The 14460-nt window shown below is 64.0% G+C and carries 16 protein-coding genes; 12 read left to right on the top strand and 4 right to left on the bottom strand.

Translation table 11 applies throughout. From position 1 onward, the window contains the following. Nucleotides 1-21: 21 nt before the first annotated feature. The 3 genes from C7411_RS30750 to C7411_RS30740 all read left to right on the top strand — a co-directional run bounded on the left by C7411_RS30750 (nucleotide 22) and on the right by C7411_RS30740 (nucleotide 2714). The gene (locus C7411_RS30750; RefSeq protein WP_243413409.1) at nucleotides 22-633 is read left to right on the top strand and encodes a helix-turn-helix transcriptional regulator; all 612 of its coding nucleotides are present in this window, start codon (nucleotides 22-24) and stop codon (nucleotides 631-633) included. A gap of 373 nt (nucleotides 634-1006) precedes the next feature. Further along, the gene (locus C7411_RS38480; RefSeq protein WP_110387737.1) at nucleotides 1007-1222 is read left to right on the top strand and encodes a hypothetical protein; all 216 of its coding nucleotides are present in this window, start codon (nucleotides 1007-1009) and stop codon (nucleotides 1220-1222) included. Between the two features lie 184 nt (nucleotides 1223-1406). Continuing rightward, the gene (locus tag C7411_RS30740; protein ID WP_110387736.1) at nucleotides 1407-2714 is read left to right on the top strand and encodes a chloride channel protein; all 1308 of its coding nucleotides are present in this window, start codon (nucleotides 1407-1409) and stop codon (nucleotides 2712-2714) included. A 33-nt stretch (nucleotides 2715-2747) separates the two neighbouring features. Here the strand turns inward: C7411_RS30740 and C7411_RS30735 are convergent, their stop codons facing one another. Next, nucleotides 2748-3389, bottom strand: a complete 642-nt coding sequence (locus C7411_RS30735; RefSeq protein WP_110387735.1) for a DUF1109 domain-containing protein — start codon at nucleotides 3387-3389, stop codon at nucleotides 2748-2750. After that, the gene (locus tag C7411_RS30730; protein WP_042263265.1) at nucleotides 3386-3931 is read right to left on the bottom strand and encodes a sigma-70 family RNA polymerase sigma factor; all 546 of its coding nucleotides are present in this window, start codon (nucleotides 3929-3931) and stop codon (nucleotides 3386-3388) included. The genes C7411_RS30735 and C7411_RS30730 overlap by 4 nt, the downstream gene beginning before the upstream one ends. Nucleotides 3932-4346: 415 nt before the next feature. On the opposite strand from C7411_RS30730, the gene C7411_RS30725 reads away from it, so the two are divergent. The 8 genes from C7411_RS30725 (at nucleotide 4347) to C7411_RS30690 (ending at nucleotide 11004) form a co-directional block, all read left to right on the top strand. Further along, the gene (locus C7411_RS30725; RefSeq protein ID WP_110387734.1) at nucleotides 4347-4985 is read left to right on the top strand and encodes a cytochrome b/b6 domain-containing protein; all 639 of its coding nucleotides are present in this window, start codon (nucleotides 4347-4349) and stop codon (nucleotides 4983-4985) included. 56 nt (nucleotides 4986-5041) lie between these two features. After that, nucleotides 5042-5818 carry a molybdopterin-dependent oxidoreductase gene (locus C7411_RS30720; RefSeq protein WP_110387733.1) on the top strand — a complete coding sequence of 259 codons (777 nt, stop codon included), beginning with the start codon at nucleotides 5042-5044 and terminating at the stop codon, nucleotides 5816-5818. Between the two features lie 103 nt (nucleotides 5819-5921). Continuing rightward, nucleotides 5922-6188, top strand: coding sequence for a pentapeptide MXKDX repeat protein (locus tag C7411_RS30715; RefSeq protein WP_110387732.1), 267 nt, complete (start codon nucleotides 5922-5924; stop codon nucleotides 6186-6188). A 116-nt stretch (nucleotides 6189-6304) separates the two neighbouring features. Further along, nucleotides 6305-6742, top strand: a complete 438-nt coding sequence (locus tag C7411_RS30710; protein WP_110387781.1) for a hypothetical protein — start codon at nucleotides 6305-6307, stop codon at nucleotides 6740-6742. Nucleotides 6743-6815: 73 nt separating this feature from the next. Next, a complete protein-coding gene (locus C7411_RS30705; RefSeq protein ID WP_165822922.1) occupies nucleotides 6816-7196 on the top strand; it encodes a hypothetical protein in 381 nt (126 codons plus the stop codon). A gap of 94 nt (nucleotides 7197-7290) precedes the next feature. After that, the gene (locus tag C7411_RS30700) at nucleotides 7291-8829 is read left to right on the top strand and encodes an MltF family protein (protein WP_110387731.1); all 1539 of its coding nucleotides are present in this window, start codon (nucleotides 7291-7293) and stop codon (nucleotides 8827-8829) included. 110 nt (nucleotides 8830-8939) lie between these two features. Next, nucleotides 8940-9467, top strand: a complete 528-nt coding sequence (locus C7411_RS30695) for a DUF6496 domain-containing protein (protein WP_110387730.1) — start codon at nucleotides 8940-8942, stop codon at nucleotides 9465-9467. A 64-nt stretch (nucleotides 9468-9531) separates the two neighbouring features. After that, complete coding sequence (locus C7411_RS30690; RefSeq protein WP_110387779.1) at nucleotides 9532-11004, top strand: 3-deoxy-D-arabino-heptulosonate 7-phosphate synthase; 1473 nt, start codon at nucleotides 9532-9534, stop codon at nucleotides 11002-11004. 36 nt (nucleotides 11005-11040) lie between these two features. Here the strand turns inward: C7411_RS30690 and C7411_RS30685 are convergent, their stop codons facing one another. Both C7411_RS30685 and C7411_RS30680 read right to left on the bottom strand, forming a co-directional pair. Further along, on the bottom strand, nucleotides 11041-11949 hold the full coding sequence (locus C7411_RS30685) for a lysozyme inhibitor LprI family protein (protein ID WP_110387729.1): 909 nt from the start codon (nucleotides 11947-11949) through the stop codon (nucleotides 11041-11043). Between the two features lie 41 nt (nucleotides 11950-11990). Next, a complete protein-coding gene (locus C7411_RS30680) occupies nucleotides 11991-12503 on the bottom strand; it encodes a hypothetical protein (RefSeq protein WP_110387728.1) in 513 nt (170 codons plus the stop codon). A 267-nt stretch (nucleotides 12504-12770) separates the two neighbouring features. Here C7411_RS30680 and C7411_RS30675 point away from each other — a divergent pair, with 267 nt between their 5' ends. After that, entirely contained in the window at nucleotides 12771-14369 is a 1599-nt protein-coding gene (locus tag C7411_RS30675; protein ID WP_110387727.1) for an EAL domain-containing protein, read from the top strand. Nucleotides 14370-14460: the final 91 nt, after the last annotated feature.

Raw genomic sequence — 14460 nt, 5'->3', positions numbered from 1 at the left:
AGCCCGAAGACCGCGCGCAACATGCTGCTCGCGCGCTATGCGCACGTGGCGGACAGCATCACCACCCTCTTCTTCCCGTTCGCGGAGGTCGTGATTCACGACCTCTCTGACCAGACCGTGGCGTACCTCTCGAACAATCTCTCGAAGCGCGAGATCGGCGACGACTCCGCGCTCGAAGCCGTCGAAGAGACCACACGCAACAAGCTGCTCGGTCCCTACGAGAAGGTGAACTGGGACGGCCGGCGCATGCGTTGCGTGAGCACGGCGCTGTTCGACGACGAAGGACGCGCAGCGGGTGTCATGTGTATCAACTTCAACATCGCCGCTTTCGACGACATGCAGGCCACGCTCAACCTCTTCCTGCGCGGCGCTGGCGTGATCGCACAGCCGGAGGAGCTATTCAGGGACGACTGGCAGGAGCGCATCAACACCTTTCTGCACGGCTGGCTGCGCGAGAGGCAGATCGCGCTCAACTCGCTCACGCGCGAACACCGGCGCGAACTGGTCGAGGCGCTGCACGCCGAAGGCGCGTTCAAGGGCAAGAGTTCCGCCAATTATGTGGCGAAAGTGCTGGGCATGGGGCGCGCGACGGTCTACAAGCATTTGCGTGAAATGAAGGCGGACGCCGAATAGCACGCAAGTGATGCCCGACTGGAAACGCCAGTACAACGGCGCAATGAACACGACCACTGCACGATCAGCACGCCGATCTCATGTAACCACATGCGTTTCGGTGAGCTATACGTCGTCGACGAGCAACGCAAGGGCCTACCCAGGACGCGCACACCGTTCCGGAATGCACAGGAACGCCGGTCGAAACTTTCTCTGTACAAGTGAAGGCGTCGGCGTAGTATGAAAACATCCGTCGACTGCGACCGATCCCGCCGCTCCTCCTGCTGCCAGTTCTCAGGGATCGCGCCGCTCCCCTCCATCGCAGACCACGAATGCGGCTCGCCGCAGTTTCGGGCGGCCTTTGGATTCCGCACCGCGATTCAGGGAGAGCAGTATGCGTTCAGATCCAGACCGTTTTTATATCGACCCAACGCCGCGCCGGGCGGACGGGGAATATATGGCGCATGCGCGCATCAGCACCAGCCGTAGCGATGGGAGCGAGTGTGAAGTCCACTCCAGCGGCGATCTCGCGGGTTTCGACGCACGCGAAGATGCGATTGCCTACGCGGAAAACTGGGCGAGGCGATGGCTGGATGCCCGCTTCGGCTAGGCTGTCCTGCCGCCGGCTATCGCGCCCCATTGCGCGGCCGGGCACAAGGCGATCTATGGCGCGTTTGGCCGAGTGCTCGATGAGGCCGGCAGTTAGCCGTTCCCAGAGCGGGCTGGCGGATGTGGCGAGGGAAAACGCCATTTATGTCACAATGTGCCTTAAATGCCATTTTCTCCTGCCATTCATGCAATTTGCGAATATTATTGATCGGCGCACGATTGTGCGAAGCCATCGGCGCTGGCGCTATTTCGGCGTGTTCTGGGTCGGCGCCATCGCGACAGGGCTCGTCGCGGTGATGTACGCACGGCTCATCGACTTCGGCTTCGACGTCTTTGTGCAGATGACCGGCCACAACCGGTGGCTACCCCTTGTCATCACGCCGGCCATCGCCGCGTTCAGTGTCTGGGCCACGCGCCGCTGGTTTCCGGGTTCCGAGGGCAGCGGCATCCCACAGGTCATCGCGACACTGCACGACGTGCGCGGATTCGGCCCGCGTCTGCTCACGCTGCGCATCCTGTTCGGCAAGATCGCCCTGTCGTTCCTCGCGATCCTCGGCGGATTCACGATTGGCCGCGAAGGGCCGACCATCCACGTGGGCGCCGCGCTGATGTACAGCCTGCGGCGCTTTTATCCGGCGCGGCTGCGCAGCATGTACGGCGTCGGCCTCGAATACAAGCTCGCGCTCGCGGGTGCGGCCGCCGGCCTTTCCGCCGCGTTCAATGCGCCGCTCGCGGGCGTCGTCTTCGCCATCGAGGAACTCACGCGCAGCTTCGAAGCGAAAACCAGCGGCGTCATCATCACGGCCATCATCTTTGCGGGCGTCGTCTCACTCGCGCTGCAAGGCAATTATGTCTATTTCGGCACCATCGCCATCGGCGGCCATTTTCCCGATCTGCTCGCCGTCGCTGTCATTCTCGTTGGCGCGATCACCGGCGCCGCGGGCGGCGTGTTCTGCTGGCTGCTGCTCAACACCGAACGATGGATGCCCGCCCGCTTGTTCACTCTCCGAAAGGACAGCCCCGTAGCGTTCGGCGCAGTGTGCGGCTTGTTCATCGCCGTGATCGGCGTGGCGAGCGGCGGCAATCTGTTCGGCAGCGGCTATGCGCAAGCGCGCGGCATGCTCGAAGGCCATTCGCAGCTCGGCGCCGCTTATCCCGTGCTGAAAATGGCCTCGATGGTGGGCTCGTATCTGCCGGGCACGCCGGGCGGCCTCTTTGCGCCGTCGCTGGCGATCGGCGCCGGCATCGGTAATGCACTGCACATGGTGTTCGGGCAGATGCAGTTGCCGATGCTGATCGCGCTCGGCATGGTCGGCTATCTGGCCGCCGTCACGCAGAGTCCGATCACCGCGTTTGTCATCGTCATCGAAATGATCGACGGGCATGCGCTCGTGATCTCGTTGATGGCGACGGCACTCGTGTCCAGCCAGGTCTCGAAGCTGTTCGCACCGCCGCTGTACGAAGCCCTGGCGCAACGCTTCCTGAAGCCGTGACGCGCGCTCGCGCGCGTTGACCGGCACGCGTCGTTACCAGCGCAGGAGCCGCGGCCCCAGCCACGCGCCAATGCCAGCGGGCAGCAACATGCCGATCACATACCAGACGCTCCAGAACGCCGGGCTCATCTCGGGGCAATGGAGGCAGTAGGCAATGGTCGCGAGCGCGCTCGCAAAGAGCCCGGCTGCCGCGCCCGCTGCGCGCAGGCGGGTGGGCGCGAGACCGCGCACCGCCCAGAACACGGCCGCAAACGTGGGCACCGAAAGCAGCACGATATTGAACGGGCAAGTGCGCCATGTGAGCCCCATCACGAGCGGTATGCGTTGCGCGGGCGCCGCGTCGGCCAGCACGAGCCACGCGCCCGCCAGCACCGCGACGAACGGCAGCGCCACCAGCGCCCACGCATAGCCGCCGCGCCGGCCCGGCCGCCCGAGGCGGCTGACCGCGAGCGCCGCAGCGGCCGCGACGCACAACGGGAACGCGACCTTCGCCCAGAAGATCGGCGTGTGCATGACACTCGTGAGATCGGGCCGTACGCCGAACACCACGCTCATCAGCACGACCGAGCCCGCAAAACCGGGCACCAGCGCCCGAGCGAAGCGGCGCAGCACCGCTTTGCGGTCCACGCGCGCATCGCCGGCGGCGAGCAGGTTGATCAGATCGTCGGTTTTCATCGCGCTCCCCTGATGCGCGCGGCAAGCGCCTTCAAACCGCGATGAATACCCACCTTGACCGCCGATTCGGAGAGTCCCGTGAGCTTCGCCGCTTCCACGACCGAAAGCCCTTCGAGCTTCACGTGGAGGATAGGCAGGCGCTGCTTGTCGGGCAACTGCTCGAGCAGCTTGCCGATATCGCGGCGCGCCTGCGCCGGTTCGTCGTCGGGCGCGGCGAAGAGATCGGTGTGATCGTCGAGCGGATCGTTGAGCATGTCGCGGCGTGCGCGCGAGCGGAAAAAGTCCATCAGCTTGTAGCGGGCGATCGCGTGTACCCAGGCCGTGAGCGGTTCGTCGGGGCGCCATGTGTGACGCGCGTTGTGAACTGCCAGCAGGATCTCCTGCACGAGGTCCTCGACGTCGTCGCGCAACTGCGGAATGCGCCGGCGCAGGTAGCCGCGCAGATGGCGCGTGAGTTCCTCGAGGAAGTCGCGATACGCTTGCGCGTCGCCTTCCAGGCCACTGACGAAAAGCGCTTTGAGACGGGTTTCCGCGGATTGCAAAGGTGGTCCTGAATGGTCGCGACGATAGGTGAGCGGGCTTGCGGGCATGGCGCTCGCCTCGTCTTGCAAAGGCGATCTTTCAAAAACATTACGGACGCCGCCGCATTCGCGCCCGTTCGCGTGAGCGTAGCCGAACGCTTCGTACCCCGCAACGGCATGCGCGGCGCCGGCGCGCGCGCCGGGCGTCGCCCCTTCCGTCATCGTCGCCAATGTGCTGGTCAAACCCACCTTGTGCCTCTTTTGCGTGGCGCGTACGCCCGTTGCGGGTAGTTCGTTCGCGACGCCAGTTGGGTTACAGCCAAAGCCGTTTATTTTTAGGCTCCCCCCCGTCTCGCGGATTTATTCCCGGTGCGCTGTAACCGGCGCGCGCGCCACAGCGAATTCACTGTCAACCCTGCGCTAACGAGGAGTCGCCATGCACACGCCGATCGGAGAATCGCCCGCACTTGCCGCCGGCGTGCGCCGCCCGCGCGCAATCCAGCCGCTCTGGCTGCGCATCACGCATTGGCTCAACGCGCTCGCGGCGCTCGTCATGATGTTCTCAGGCTGGCGCATTTACGATGCGTCTCCCGTGTTCGCGGGTTTTGTCATTCCCACCTCGATCACGCTCGGCGGCTGGCTCGGCGGCGCACTGCAATGGCATTTCGCGGCAATGTGGCTACTGTTTTTCAACGGTCTCGTCTATCTCGCCATGAATCTCGCCACAGGGCGCTGGCGCACCAAGTTCTTCCCGCTGAGCCCGCGGGCCGTGCTGCACGATCTGCGCGCCGCGCTAACGGGCCGGCTTTCTCACGCCGACCTGAGCCAGTACAACGCCGTGCAGAAACTCGCCTATCTCGTTGCGATCGCCGATCTCGTCGTCCTCGTGCTTTCGGGCCTTGCGATCTGGAAGTCGGTGCAGTTTCCGCTGCTGCGCGAGTGGATGGGCGGATACGACCGCGCGCGCGTCGTGCACTTTTGCGCGATGTCCGTGCTCGCCGCGTTCGCGCTCGTTCACGTGACGATGGTTGCGCTCGTGCCGCGCTCGCTGCTCACCATGCTGCGCGGACGCTGAACACGCCGGCCGACGCCATTCGTGTGGCCGCCCTTCGATACCGATAAGGATTCCAGATGAACACGCCCGACCGCAAGATCATCGCACTCGACCGCGCGGCAATTCTCGCCGACGCACGGCGCGAACTCGACATGCCGTCACGGCGCCTGTTCGGCAAGCGCATGCTCACACTCGGCGGTCTTTCGCTGCTGACCGGCTGCACGATCACCGACGACGCCTCGGTCAACACGTTCCTCACCGCCGTTTCCCGGCTCAACGATCGCGTGCAGGCCTGGCTGTTCGATCCAACCCGGCTCGCACCCACGTACACCGAAGCCCAGATGACGCGCCCCTTCCCCTTCAACGCGTTCTATAGCGAAAGCGAGGCGCCCGTGGTCGATGGCAGCGACTATCGGCTCAGGCTCAGCGGGCTCGTCAAGGGCCAGCGCGTCTGGACGCTGCCCGAGTTGTACGCGCTGCCGCACGCCGAGCAGATCACGCGGCACATCTGCGTTGAAGGCTGGAGCGCGATCGGCCGCTGGGGCGGCACGCCATTCGCGCATTTCCTGCGCCGGGTCGATGCGGATCTCACCGCGAAATACGTGGGCTTTCGCTGCGCCGACAACTACTACGAAAGCATCGACATGGCCACGGCGCTGCATCCGCAAACCTTGCTCGCCTTCGATTACGACGGCGAGCGCCTGCCCGCGAAATACGGCTATCCGATGAAGCTGCGCATGCCGACGAAGCTGGGCTACAAGAACCCCAAGCACATCGTCGAAATTTTCGTCACGAATACGTATCCAGGCGGCTACTGGGTCGACCAGGGCTACAACTGGTTCGGCGGTTCGTGACGTCTTCCTGCCGCCGCCTGATACGCCACTTCATGCGACGGCTCCGTTTCACATCCGCCCGAAAAGCGGCAACTTTTTTTCCACCCAGCAAGGAGCAGTGCAAATGAACACGATCCGATTCGCAGCAGTCGCCATCTCGGCCGCCCTGTTGAGCATGAGCGCGGGCGCGGCATTCGCGCAGGCAAGCGGCGCGATGTCGAATGACGCCATGTCGAAGGACTCGATGCACAAGGACACCATGGGCAAAGGCGCCATGTCGCAAGATACAATGAGCCACGGCGGCGCAATGAGCCATGATCGGATGAAAAAGCCGATGAAGCACGACGCCATGGGCATGGATCATCCGGCGTCGGGTGCCATGGCGCATTGAACATCGTAACGCGCTCCCGGCGTGGCTTGCGCCAGGAGCGCATCGCGCGCCTCGCCACCGTGCGCTCGCGATGTATGATTTCCGCGGGGCCGCACACCCTGCACCGGGAGTACGTGATGGGAAGCGAATGGCAACGCCGCATGAAATTGTTCGTTCAGCGCTTCTGGCAGCCGACCAGTGCGTGCATGACCTGCATGCCGGGGAGCTGGGGTAACGTCATGAGCCTGGCCCATTGGACCATCGCACTCAAGACGGGACTGTTCACCGGCGCGCTGGCCGTGCTGCTCACCTTCACGCCAGCGGCGAGGTGGTACGCCAATCGCTATGGCAACGCGCTGCTGGTGGGCTGCCTGACCATCATCGGCGATGCCTACGCTCACACGAGTCACTATCGCATTCATGTTCTCGAACACATTGCGACGGGGGTCGTGTCCGGCCTGATTGCGCTCGCAGCGTCGTATCTGGTCGACGACCCCGCGCGCCGCATACGAACGCTATGGGCGCGCCTGACCGGGAAATTCACGAGGCGAAGCGGGCCTGAGCATAGGACATAGGTCCGATTGACTGGGCATGCGCACATGGCACCCTTCGACAAAGCCGTCCGTCGGCTCATCAAAGGGGAACCCGATGCGCGCCTGCCGATATGTGGTCCTTTGCGCTTTGCCGTTCATGATTGCCGGCTGCAACACGCCGCCGATCCCGCCGGGCAAGCCAGTCGATATCCCGACCGCCCTCCAGCAAGTTCTCGAGGGGGTGTGCAATTTCAGGAAGGAACAGGCCAACCGGAAGCAGGATATGGGCGTCGCAATCGACTCGGTCACCGTGGAGCTCGACCTGACCGTCGATGGCGCAAGGAATCCTCCTGTGGCGGTTGCGCCGGATATCCAGTTCATTCCCACGGTGAGCTACGGGCAGATCATCACGGCGAACCGGGGCAGCCGGCTTACGCTCACCCTGAAAAACACCGGCTCCCACGGCGGCTGCGACGTCATGACATCGGCTAAGTAACGGCTGTTCACTTTCGCTATAGGACCATGGGCCCATAGCCAGCCTGAGCGGTTGTGACATGATGGAAAGGCGCGGAACACTCGGCCCTGCCACCATGCGCATTGTTCATACGTTGCTGATCGTCCTGGCTTTCGGGATGACAATTGCCGGCCGGCCGACAGGGTGCCTCGCGGCCCAGGGAACGCCTGCGCAGGCCGTGGCGTCACAGGCTGCGCCGGCCAGCGCGCCATCGCCCCCCGCGGCCCCCACGCCCACCGCCACGCGCCGGCTCGACCTCGCCCTCCAGCCGAAGTTCGGCGATTTCGATGCCATGCTCGACCGCAGGCTGATCCGTGTCCTGGTGCCATACAGCAGGACCCTCTATTTCAACGAGCTCGGGCATGAGCGCGGGCTGACCGCCGGACTCATGCGCGACTTCGAGCGCTACCTGAACAAAACGTACCGGAGCAGCCTCGGCAAGCGTCCGTTGACGCTCGTGATCATCCCGACGACGCGCGACCAGCTCATTCCCGCTCTGCTTGCCGGGAAGGGGGACATCGCCGCCGGCAATCTGACCGCCACCGAATCGCGGCTCAAGCAGGTGGACTTCGTCGCGCCGCGCGACCGCAAGCCGGTCCGGGAGCTGGTCGTCACCGGTCCGAAGTCGCCCGCGCTCGCGAAGCTCGACGACTTGAGCGGCAAGACCGTGCACGTGCGCGCGAGCAGCAGCTACTTCGAGAGTCTGACCGCCCTGAACGCGCGCTTCAAAAAAGACGGCAAGCCGCCGATGAAGCTGGTATTGCTGCCCGATGCGCTCGAGGACGAGGACGCCATGGAGATGCTCAATGTCGGGCTGGTCCAGATTCTCGTCGTAGACGACTGGAAGGCGAAATTCTGGGCACAGGTGCTGCCGGGCATCGTGGTGCACGACGACATGGCCGTGCGCGACGCTGGCTATATCGGCTGGGCGATTCGCAAGCAGAGTCCCAGGCTTCAGCAGGCCATCACTGACTTCTACGTCGGCTACGTGAAAAAGCAGAGCGTGGCGGAAGTGCGCCTGCAGCAGGAATTGCAGCGCGTCAAGCAGATCACCAGCAATACCGAGGACGCAGAACTGAAGCGCTTCACCCAAACCGTCGGTCTCTTCGAAAAGTACGGCGCGCAATATCACTTCGATCCATTGATGCTCGCCGCACAAGGGTTCCAGGAATCACAGCTCGATCAAAGCGCCCGCAGCCGCGTTGGCGCGATCGGCATCATGCAGCTCATGCCGGCAACGGGCAAGGAGCTGGCCGTCGGTGACATCCGCGTGACGGAATCGAACATCCATGCCGGCGCAAAATACCTGGATCTCCTGATGACCCGCTACTTTCCGGATGCGCAGTTTTCCGACTCCGACCGCGCCCTGTTCGCGTTCGCGAGCTACAACGCGGGTCCGGCCAGGATCGCGAAGATGCGCAAGGAAGCGGCCGCCCGGGGGCTCTCGCCCAACAAGTGGTTCAACAACGTCGAAATCGTGGCTGGCGAGAAGATCGGGATCGAGACGACCACTTACGTGCGCAATATCTACAAGTACTACGTCGCCTACCGGCTCGTGCAACAGGCGCAGGCGGCGCGCGAACGCGCCATCGGGCAGGTTCGCAAGCGGGGCTAGGGCATGCTCGTGCGTCAGGCGTCCAGGCGTTCGTTCCGGTCTGATGTCTTTGCGCCTGTGGGGAACGGCGCTTGCTGGAATGAGCGAGTCACCCCTCAAGGAGAACCGAAATGCCCGAGAAGAAAACGATCGAGCGTGCGCGCGCCGACAAGCGCGCAGGCAAATCCGCAAGCACCCAGGCCGGCGAATTCGTGAAGGAGGAATTCGATCGCGTGCGCGAGGGCAAGCATGGCGTACGTTCCGCGAAGCAGGCTGTCGCGATCGGCCTGTCGAAGGCGCGGCGCGCCGGTGTGGACCTGAAACCGCCGGCGCCAGGCAAAACCAGCGAAGCGACGCGCAAGAGAGCCGCAAAGGACAACGCGGCGGGCCATGGCGCGAAAACTGCCCGCGCGAGCACGGAATCGAAGGCCAAACGCTCGCGCACGACGACGCAAGTGCTCAAGAGCGAAAGCCGGGCGGGTGCATCGCCAGAAGCCGCGTCAAAGCAGGCGAAGACCGCGGCGGCGCGGCGGCCCGCTGCAAGCCGTTCGGCGGCGGCGAAAAAGGCTGCGCAGACCAAGGGCGCCGCGGGCCGTTCCGCCGCGGCCAAAAAGGCGGCGAAGACACGCGCTGCACGTGCGCAGCACAGCCGCCACTAGCGGGGCGCGGGGTTATGAGACTATGTTCCTCATCGCCCCGCACGCGCATGCCGCAAATCCGCCGATGCCATCACCCGCTCTGCTGCTCGAACAGATCCTTCGCGACGTGCCACGCCGCGTGCCACGCCGCTATCGCTTGCGGCAAGCGCCCTCAGCTTCGGCGCTTCCACTTCGACACGTCAATCCGGCTACGGCGCTGGCACGCGTCATCGAACAGGCGCGAGAAGCCATCGCGCATGGCGCCGCACCGGACGCGGCGCTGAAGCCGCGTTTCATCGACGCGCTCGCGGCCGTGATCACCGAGGCCATGCACGCCGATTCCGGAGACCGGGCATTTCAGGCGATGGTGCTGCGGCACCGCACCCCCCGGGTGCGCGAATTTGCTTCGCTTTCGGCACAGGCCGACCAGGACCGCCGGCAGATCCATGCCGCGGTCAATGCGATTGCGCATCCGGCCAAACAGCAGCGCGCCCTGGAAGCCTGGCAACGCGAAGCACTTGCGCGGCTGCATGCATCCGCGTCTTTGGCGCACAACGAGGCACACTACGCGGGACTTCACGCAACCGTGCGAAACCTTCTCGCTTTGCCGGAGCTTGCGAAGGGCTCGGATTTCGAGCCCGCGCTGGCGGATCTGCGGGACAGTCCGGCACTTGCGCGCTTGTGCCGGCTCGAAGCCCTGGCGCCCGATCCACTCGTGCAGCAGTATGTATCATTGCTGGACGCGTATGGTCCGCGTCCGGGTACGCCGGCGGCCGTGGCGCAAGGCCGGGCGTCCCAGCGGCGCGGCGCGGCTGTCGAAGCGCTGGCCGTACGGGCGCTCGAAGCCCTGGCTCAAAGGCTCAACGCAGCGCAGGAGAACCCGCACGGGTATCGTGTCGTAAGTTCGATGCGCGTTCCGGCCTCGATACCGGGCACGCACGAGCGAGCCAAAACGGAATGGGACGTGGTCCTGCTGGAGCGGCTGCACGCGAAGACCTGCGATATCGCGCCCGTCTGGAACGTGCGCCTGCTCGTCGAAGCGAAGGCATCCGTCGAGTCCGCGACGACCGACCTCCCGCGGCTCATGCGCGGCTTGCGCTTGCTCGCACACGCCGAAGAAAACGTCGTGTATACGTTCGAGACCCAGCAAGGGCCGGTACGACTGCACGGCGCATCGCTACACGCACAAGGCATTGACGAAACCGGCTTGCTGAAAACCGTACTCTATTGCTGCGACGCGCCCGCCGGCGGCGCTTCGCGAATGCTCAACGCCGCGAGCCGTATGCAGCTTTTGTCCGCGCCGGCGAGCCTCGAATACGCCAGCGCCCGGTGGGACGGGCAACATGCGGATCCGGAAAGACTGGATGCTGTCTGGCAGCACCTCACGCAATCGCCACGCTGGCAAGCCGTGCTCGACCAGTATTCGATGCTGCGCCTCGTGCGCGAATTGATGGTGCACCCCGAAGACCTGATGTCCACCATTCGCGATGCAACGGGGAGTCCACCAGGGTGTTCGCCGGGGTGTTCGCAATACACGGCGAACGAACGGCCCTGTTGACGTGCGCGTGCGCTCGAGGCGAGGCGCGCTGACGCCTCAATGCTTCGTGCTCGCGCGCTGCTTCAGTTCAGCCACGCGAAGCTGATAACTTTTCAACAAGCACGCCTTGTCGCCGCACGCATTGCGCGAGTTTCGAAGCCATGCTCGCTGCTCCGCCCTTAGCCGGTCTTTGTTGGTCGATGCCTTCAGCTTCTGGTTATAGGCTTCGGCCATGGTCTTGTCGATGCTGGCAAGCTCCGAATCTCCGCAAACCAGTTGCGCCTGGGCGGACATGAGCTCGCTGCAATTGAAGCTTTGCGTCAGCGCCGCTTTCGTTGCGGGTTGCGCTTCCAGCAGCCCCGGCCTGCAAAGCCCGCGAAGCAGGGTGCACGCGATATTGCGCCCGACCCACGCCATGTCTGACGCGCCATATTGCTCGACGAAGCGATTGATGCCGGCGTGGCTCACACCTCGTTGCATGGCGTTCGCCGCGATAATCTCGTTGCAAAGCGAGTCTTCGGCGTAGGTGCTCCCGGCGCGACGATAACAACTATGAAAGCCAAGCTGCCCCGTGCCCATGACGCTTCTGCGCTCCCCGGAGGCGAACAGAATCGAGGCGCATGCGGACGCGCACCTCGCATTGTCCGCAACGATCGTATAGACCCTGACCTGATCCATGGCGTCCACCAGGCGAAAAGCCGCTTCGACATTTCCGCCGGGGCTGTCCAGGACCAGGGGAACGAGTCCTTCGCGATCACGGTTGGCCAGTTTGGCGGCTGCCAGAAACTTTTCGGCGTCGCCGCTCTGAATCCTTCCCTTCCCGATCACCATTTTGAGTTTTAGATCGGGCTGATAGTAGATCTTGAACTCCATTGCCGGCAAGACGCCGGGCAGCATGAACAGCGCAGCCAATAGCCACGCATGGGCGAAGCGCTGCGGGGTCATAGAATGCCGGGCGCTACGCATACACGCCTCCGTGTGGCGCAGGCCTCTGAACGGAACCTGGTCTAGAAGCCGCGCCTCAGGTTCCGGTCGCGCAATGGATCAGTCGTCTTCTGCGTAAGCCGCAAGACGCCCTGATCGTCGAAGTAGAAGTGGAACATCATGTAGTCGATATTGTTCTCGATGTAGCGGTAGGACCAGACTTCCCGCTGCATGCGCGAAAAGTAGGCCGTCTCCGCGGGCCGGCCGAAATTGATCAGGACATCATTACGTGTCCACTCGTTGACTTTCGCGCGATAGAACTCGCTCTCCTGCAAGACCTGACGCACGCTCACGACCTTGCCGTTCGCGTCGACGTCGGCAACGGTGTTCGTCGACCCCATTGGCTGGGTCGGCCACATGAGCCGTTTGCCGCCGTCCGGCAGGTTGTAGGTTTCGCGCGGCGGCCCGAGACGCGCGATCAATGCGGACTGGTCGGCGCCGGGCTCGACGCTTTGCCACGGCTGGGCGCAGCCGGCCACGAGCGCCACCACGGCCGCAAGCCACGCGCGCTTCGCGAAGTTGGACAGCGTCCCCATTCATACTCCCCTAAGCAGCAAACCTGGCGAGCAACACGTGCAGATCATGGCGGCCGCGCGGGACGCGGACAATCAGACCATGGTCCTACCGGCAAGACAGCCGCGGCTGCGCCGGGGGAAGCGCTGCCAACGCGTTTACCCGTTGAAAACGAAGCGCCAAAGTGTATGCTTTGGTCTGGTGTTCGGGCTCCCGGGCATCGGAAGCGCCACCGCACGTGAGCGTTCGGTCTCTGGTTCGTTGCCTAACGTTCCATCCCCGGGTGCGAAATGATCAAGCGCATCACGCTGATTTCGGCTTCGGTCGCACTCGGGTGCCTCGCCACCCTCGTCCCCGTTTTCACGAGTCTCTACGTCGCGGACAAAGACGTCCAGCGACGCGATCGCGCCGAGCTAAGGGAGTTCGCCGAAAAGGCGGTCATGCGCACGGACCTCGTCACCTACCAGGCCTTTGCCGCGCTTTCCGACCTGGACCGGGAACCGGGCGCGCCCTGTTCGCCGTCCAACCTGGAACTGGCCGCGCGTGTCGTCTACAACTATCGCTATGTTCAGGACGCCGGCGCATACACCGAGGGGCACTATCTCTGCTCTCCGCTGCTTGGCGATGTGCGCAACAACAATTTCGCCCTGCCGCCGCCCGACTATCGCAGCAACGACGGCTACCTGGTGTGGTTCCAGCAGAAGAGCCCGCTAAGCGACGTGCGCAAGGATATTCAGATTGGCCGCAATGGCCGCTACGTCTCCATCGACCCGGGCTCCTATGTCGATCTCGTCGATCCGGCGAGGCGCCCGATCGCCGTGATCCAGATTACGACGGGAAGACTCCTCGCCGTCTCGGCCGGCGCGGATCCGGACGACATGCTCGATGCATGGAAGCGCAGCGGCAACGTGAACAGCGATGACTGGAATTACGCTGTCGCGCGATCGTCGACACGCCCGCTCGGCGTCGTGGTGAAGTCGCCGCGCAGCAGCGTGGCGGGCGACTGGCCCAAACTGCTCGCCGCGTGGCTGACCATCGGCGTGTTCGCGGGCGCCGCGCTCGGCTGGCTCGCATACAAGCGCGTTTCGCGGCAGCTCTCGTTCCCTTCAACGCTGCAGTGGGCCATTTCCCGGCGCAAGATCGACGTGGTTTTCCAGCCCATCGTGAGGCTCGAGGACAACCAGTGTACGGGCGCCGAAGCGCTGGTGCGGTGGACGCTCAACGAGCGGGCCATCTCGCCCGAGGTCTTCGTGCGCGTGGCCGAAGACAATCATCTCATTCAGCCTCTGACCGATCTCGTGCTCGAAAAGACCATCGCGCAGCTAGGGAAGCTGCTCACGGCGAACCCCGCGTTTTATGTCTCGATCAACGTGGGCGCCGAGGATCTGCAGAGCTTGCGCTTCCTGAACCGGCTTGGCGCGTCGCTCGAAGGAACCGGCATCGCACCCGCGCAAATCCGCATCGAGGCAACGGAACGCAGTTTCATGAACGCAGAGGCCACGCGCAGCGTCATCGCGGCGTTCCGGGCCGCGGGCCATCCCATCTATATCGACGACTTCGGAACCGGCTATTCGAGCCTGTCGTATCTGCAAACCTTCGAGATCGATGTGCTGAAGATCGACAAGTCGTTCGTCGATACGATTGTCCAGGATACCGCCTCGAGCGTGGTCGCGCCGCACATCATTTCGATGGCCCATGAATTGGGTCTGGAGATCGTCGCCGAGGGTGTGGAGACGGACGCTCAGGTGGCGTGGCTGCGCAGCAAGGGGGTCCAGTATGGCCAAGGCTGGTACTACTCGAAAGCGATGTCCGCCGCCGATCTCGCCAAATGGCTGGGCAAGCAGCGCGCACCGCGCGAGGCGAACAGCATGCCGGCGAATCAAAGTTGATAATTCAACCATATTCCCGATTGCCATCTTCGCACATGGGCGCAGCCGCCCGCATTCTCGCCAGACTGCAAGCCGGCAAGTTCGACGCATC

Origin of the sequence: Paraburkholderia silvatlantica, assembly GCF_003096715.1 — a bacterium.
Taxonomy (GTDB): Bacteria; Pseudomonadota; Gammaproteobacteria; order Burkholderiales; family Burkholderiaceae; genus Paraburkholderia; species Paraburkholderia silvatlantica.
The sequence above is the reverse complement of the archived record's forward strand: the minus strand, read 5'-3'. Positions and strand labels throughout refer to the sequence as shown.

Coding starts and splice junctions, on each gene's coding strand:
- C7411_RS30710 (WP_110387781.1), top strand. CDS start 6,305: ATGGGAAGCGAATGGCAACGCCGCATGAAATTGTTCGTTCAGCGCTTC.
- C7411_RS30680 (WP_110387728.1), bottom strand. CDS start 12,503: ATGGGGACGCTGTCCAACTTCGCGAAGCGCGCGTGGCTTGCGGCCGTG.
- C7411_RS30690 (WP_110387779.1), top strand. CDS start 9,532: ATGCCATCACCCGCTCTGCTGCTCGAACAGATCCTTCGCGACGTGCCA.
- C7411_RS30740 (WP_110387736.1), top strand. CDS start 1,407: ATGCAATTTGCGAATATTATTGATCGGCGCACGATTGTGCGAAGCCAT.
- C7411_RS30715 (WP_110387732.1), top strand. CDS start 5,922: ATGAACACGATCCGATTCGCAGCAGTCGCCATCTCGGCCGCCCTGTTG.
- C7411_RS30720 (WP_110387733.1), top strand. CDS start 5,042: ATGAACACGCCCGACCGCAAGATCATCGCACTCGACCGCGCGGCAATT.
- C7411_RS30695 (WP_110387730.1), top strand. CDS start 8,940: ATGCCCGAGAAGAAAACGATCGAGCGTGCGCGCGCCGACAAGCGCGCA.
- C7411_RS30675 (WP_110387727.1), top strand. CDS start 12,771: ATGATCAAGCGCATCACGCTGATTTCGGCTTCGGTCGCACTCGGGTGC.
- C7411_RS30700 (WP_110387731.1), top strand. CDS start 7,291: ATGCGCATTGTTCATACGTTGCTGATCGTCCTGGCTTTCGGGATGACA.
- C7411_RS38480 (WP_110387737.1), top strand. CDS start 1,007: ATGCGTTCAGATCCAGACCGTTTTTATATCGACCCAACGCCGCGCCGG.
- C7411_RS30705 (WP_165822922.1), top strand. CDS start 6,816: ATGCGCGCCTGCCGATATGTGGTCCTTTGCGCTTTGCCGTTCATGATT.
- C7411_RS30725 (WP_110387734.1), top strand. CDS start 4,347: ATGCACACGCCGATCGGAGAATCGCCCGCACTTGCCGCCGGCGTGCGC.
- C7411_RS30735 (WP_110387735.1), bottom strand. CDS start 3,389: ATGAAAACCGACGATCTGATCAACCTGCTCGCCGCCGGCGATGCGCGC.
- C7411_RS30750 (WP_243413409.1), top strand. CDS start 22: ATGCTGCTCGCGCGCTATGCGCACGTGGCGGACAGCATCACCACCCTC.
- C7411_RS30685 (WP_110387729.1), bottom strand. CDS start 11,949: ATGCGTAGCGCCCGGCATTCTATGACCCCGCAGCGCTTCGCCCATGCG.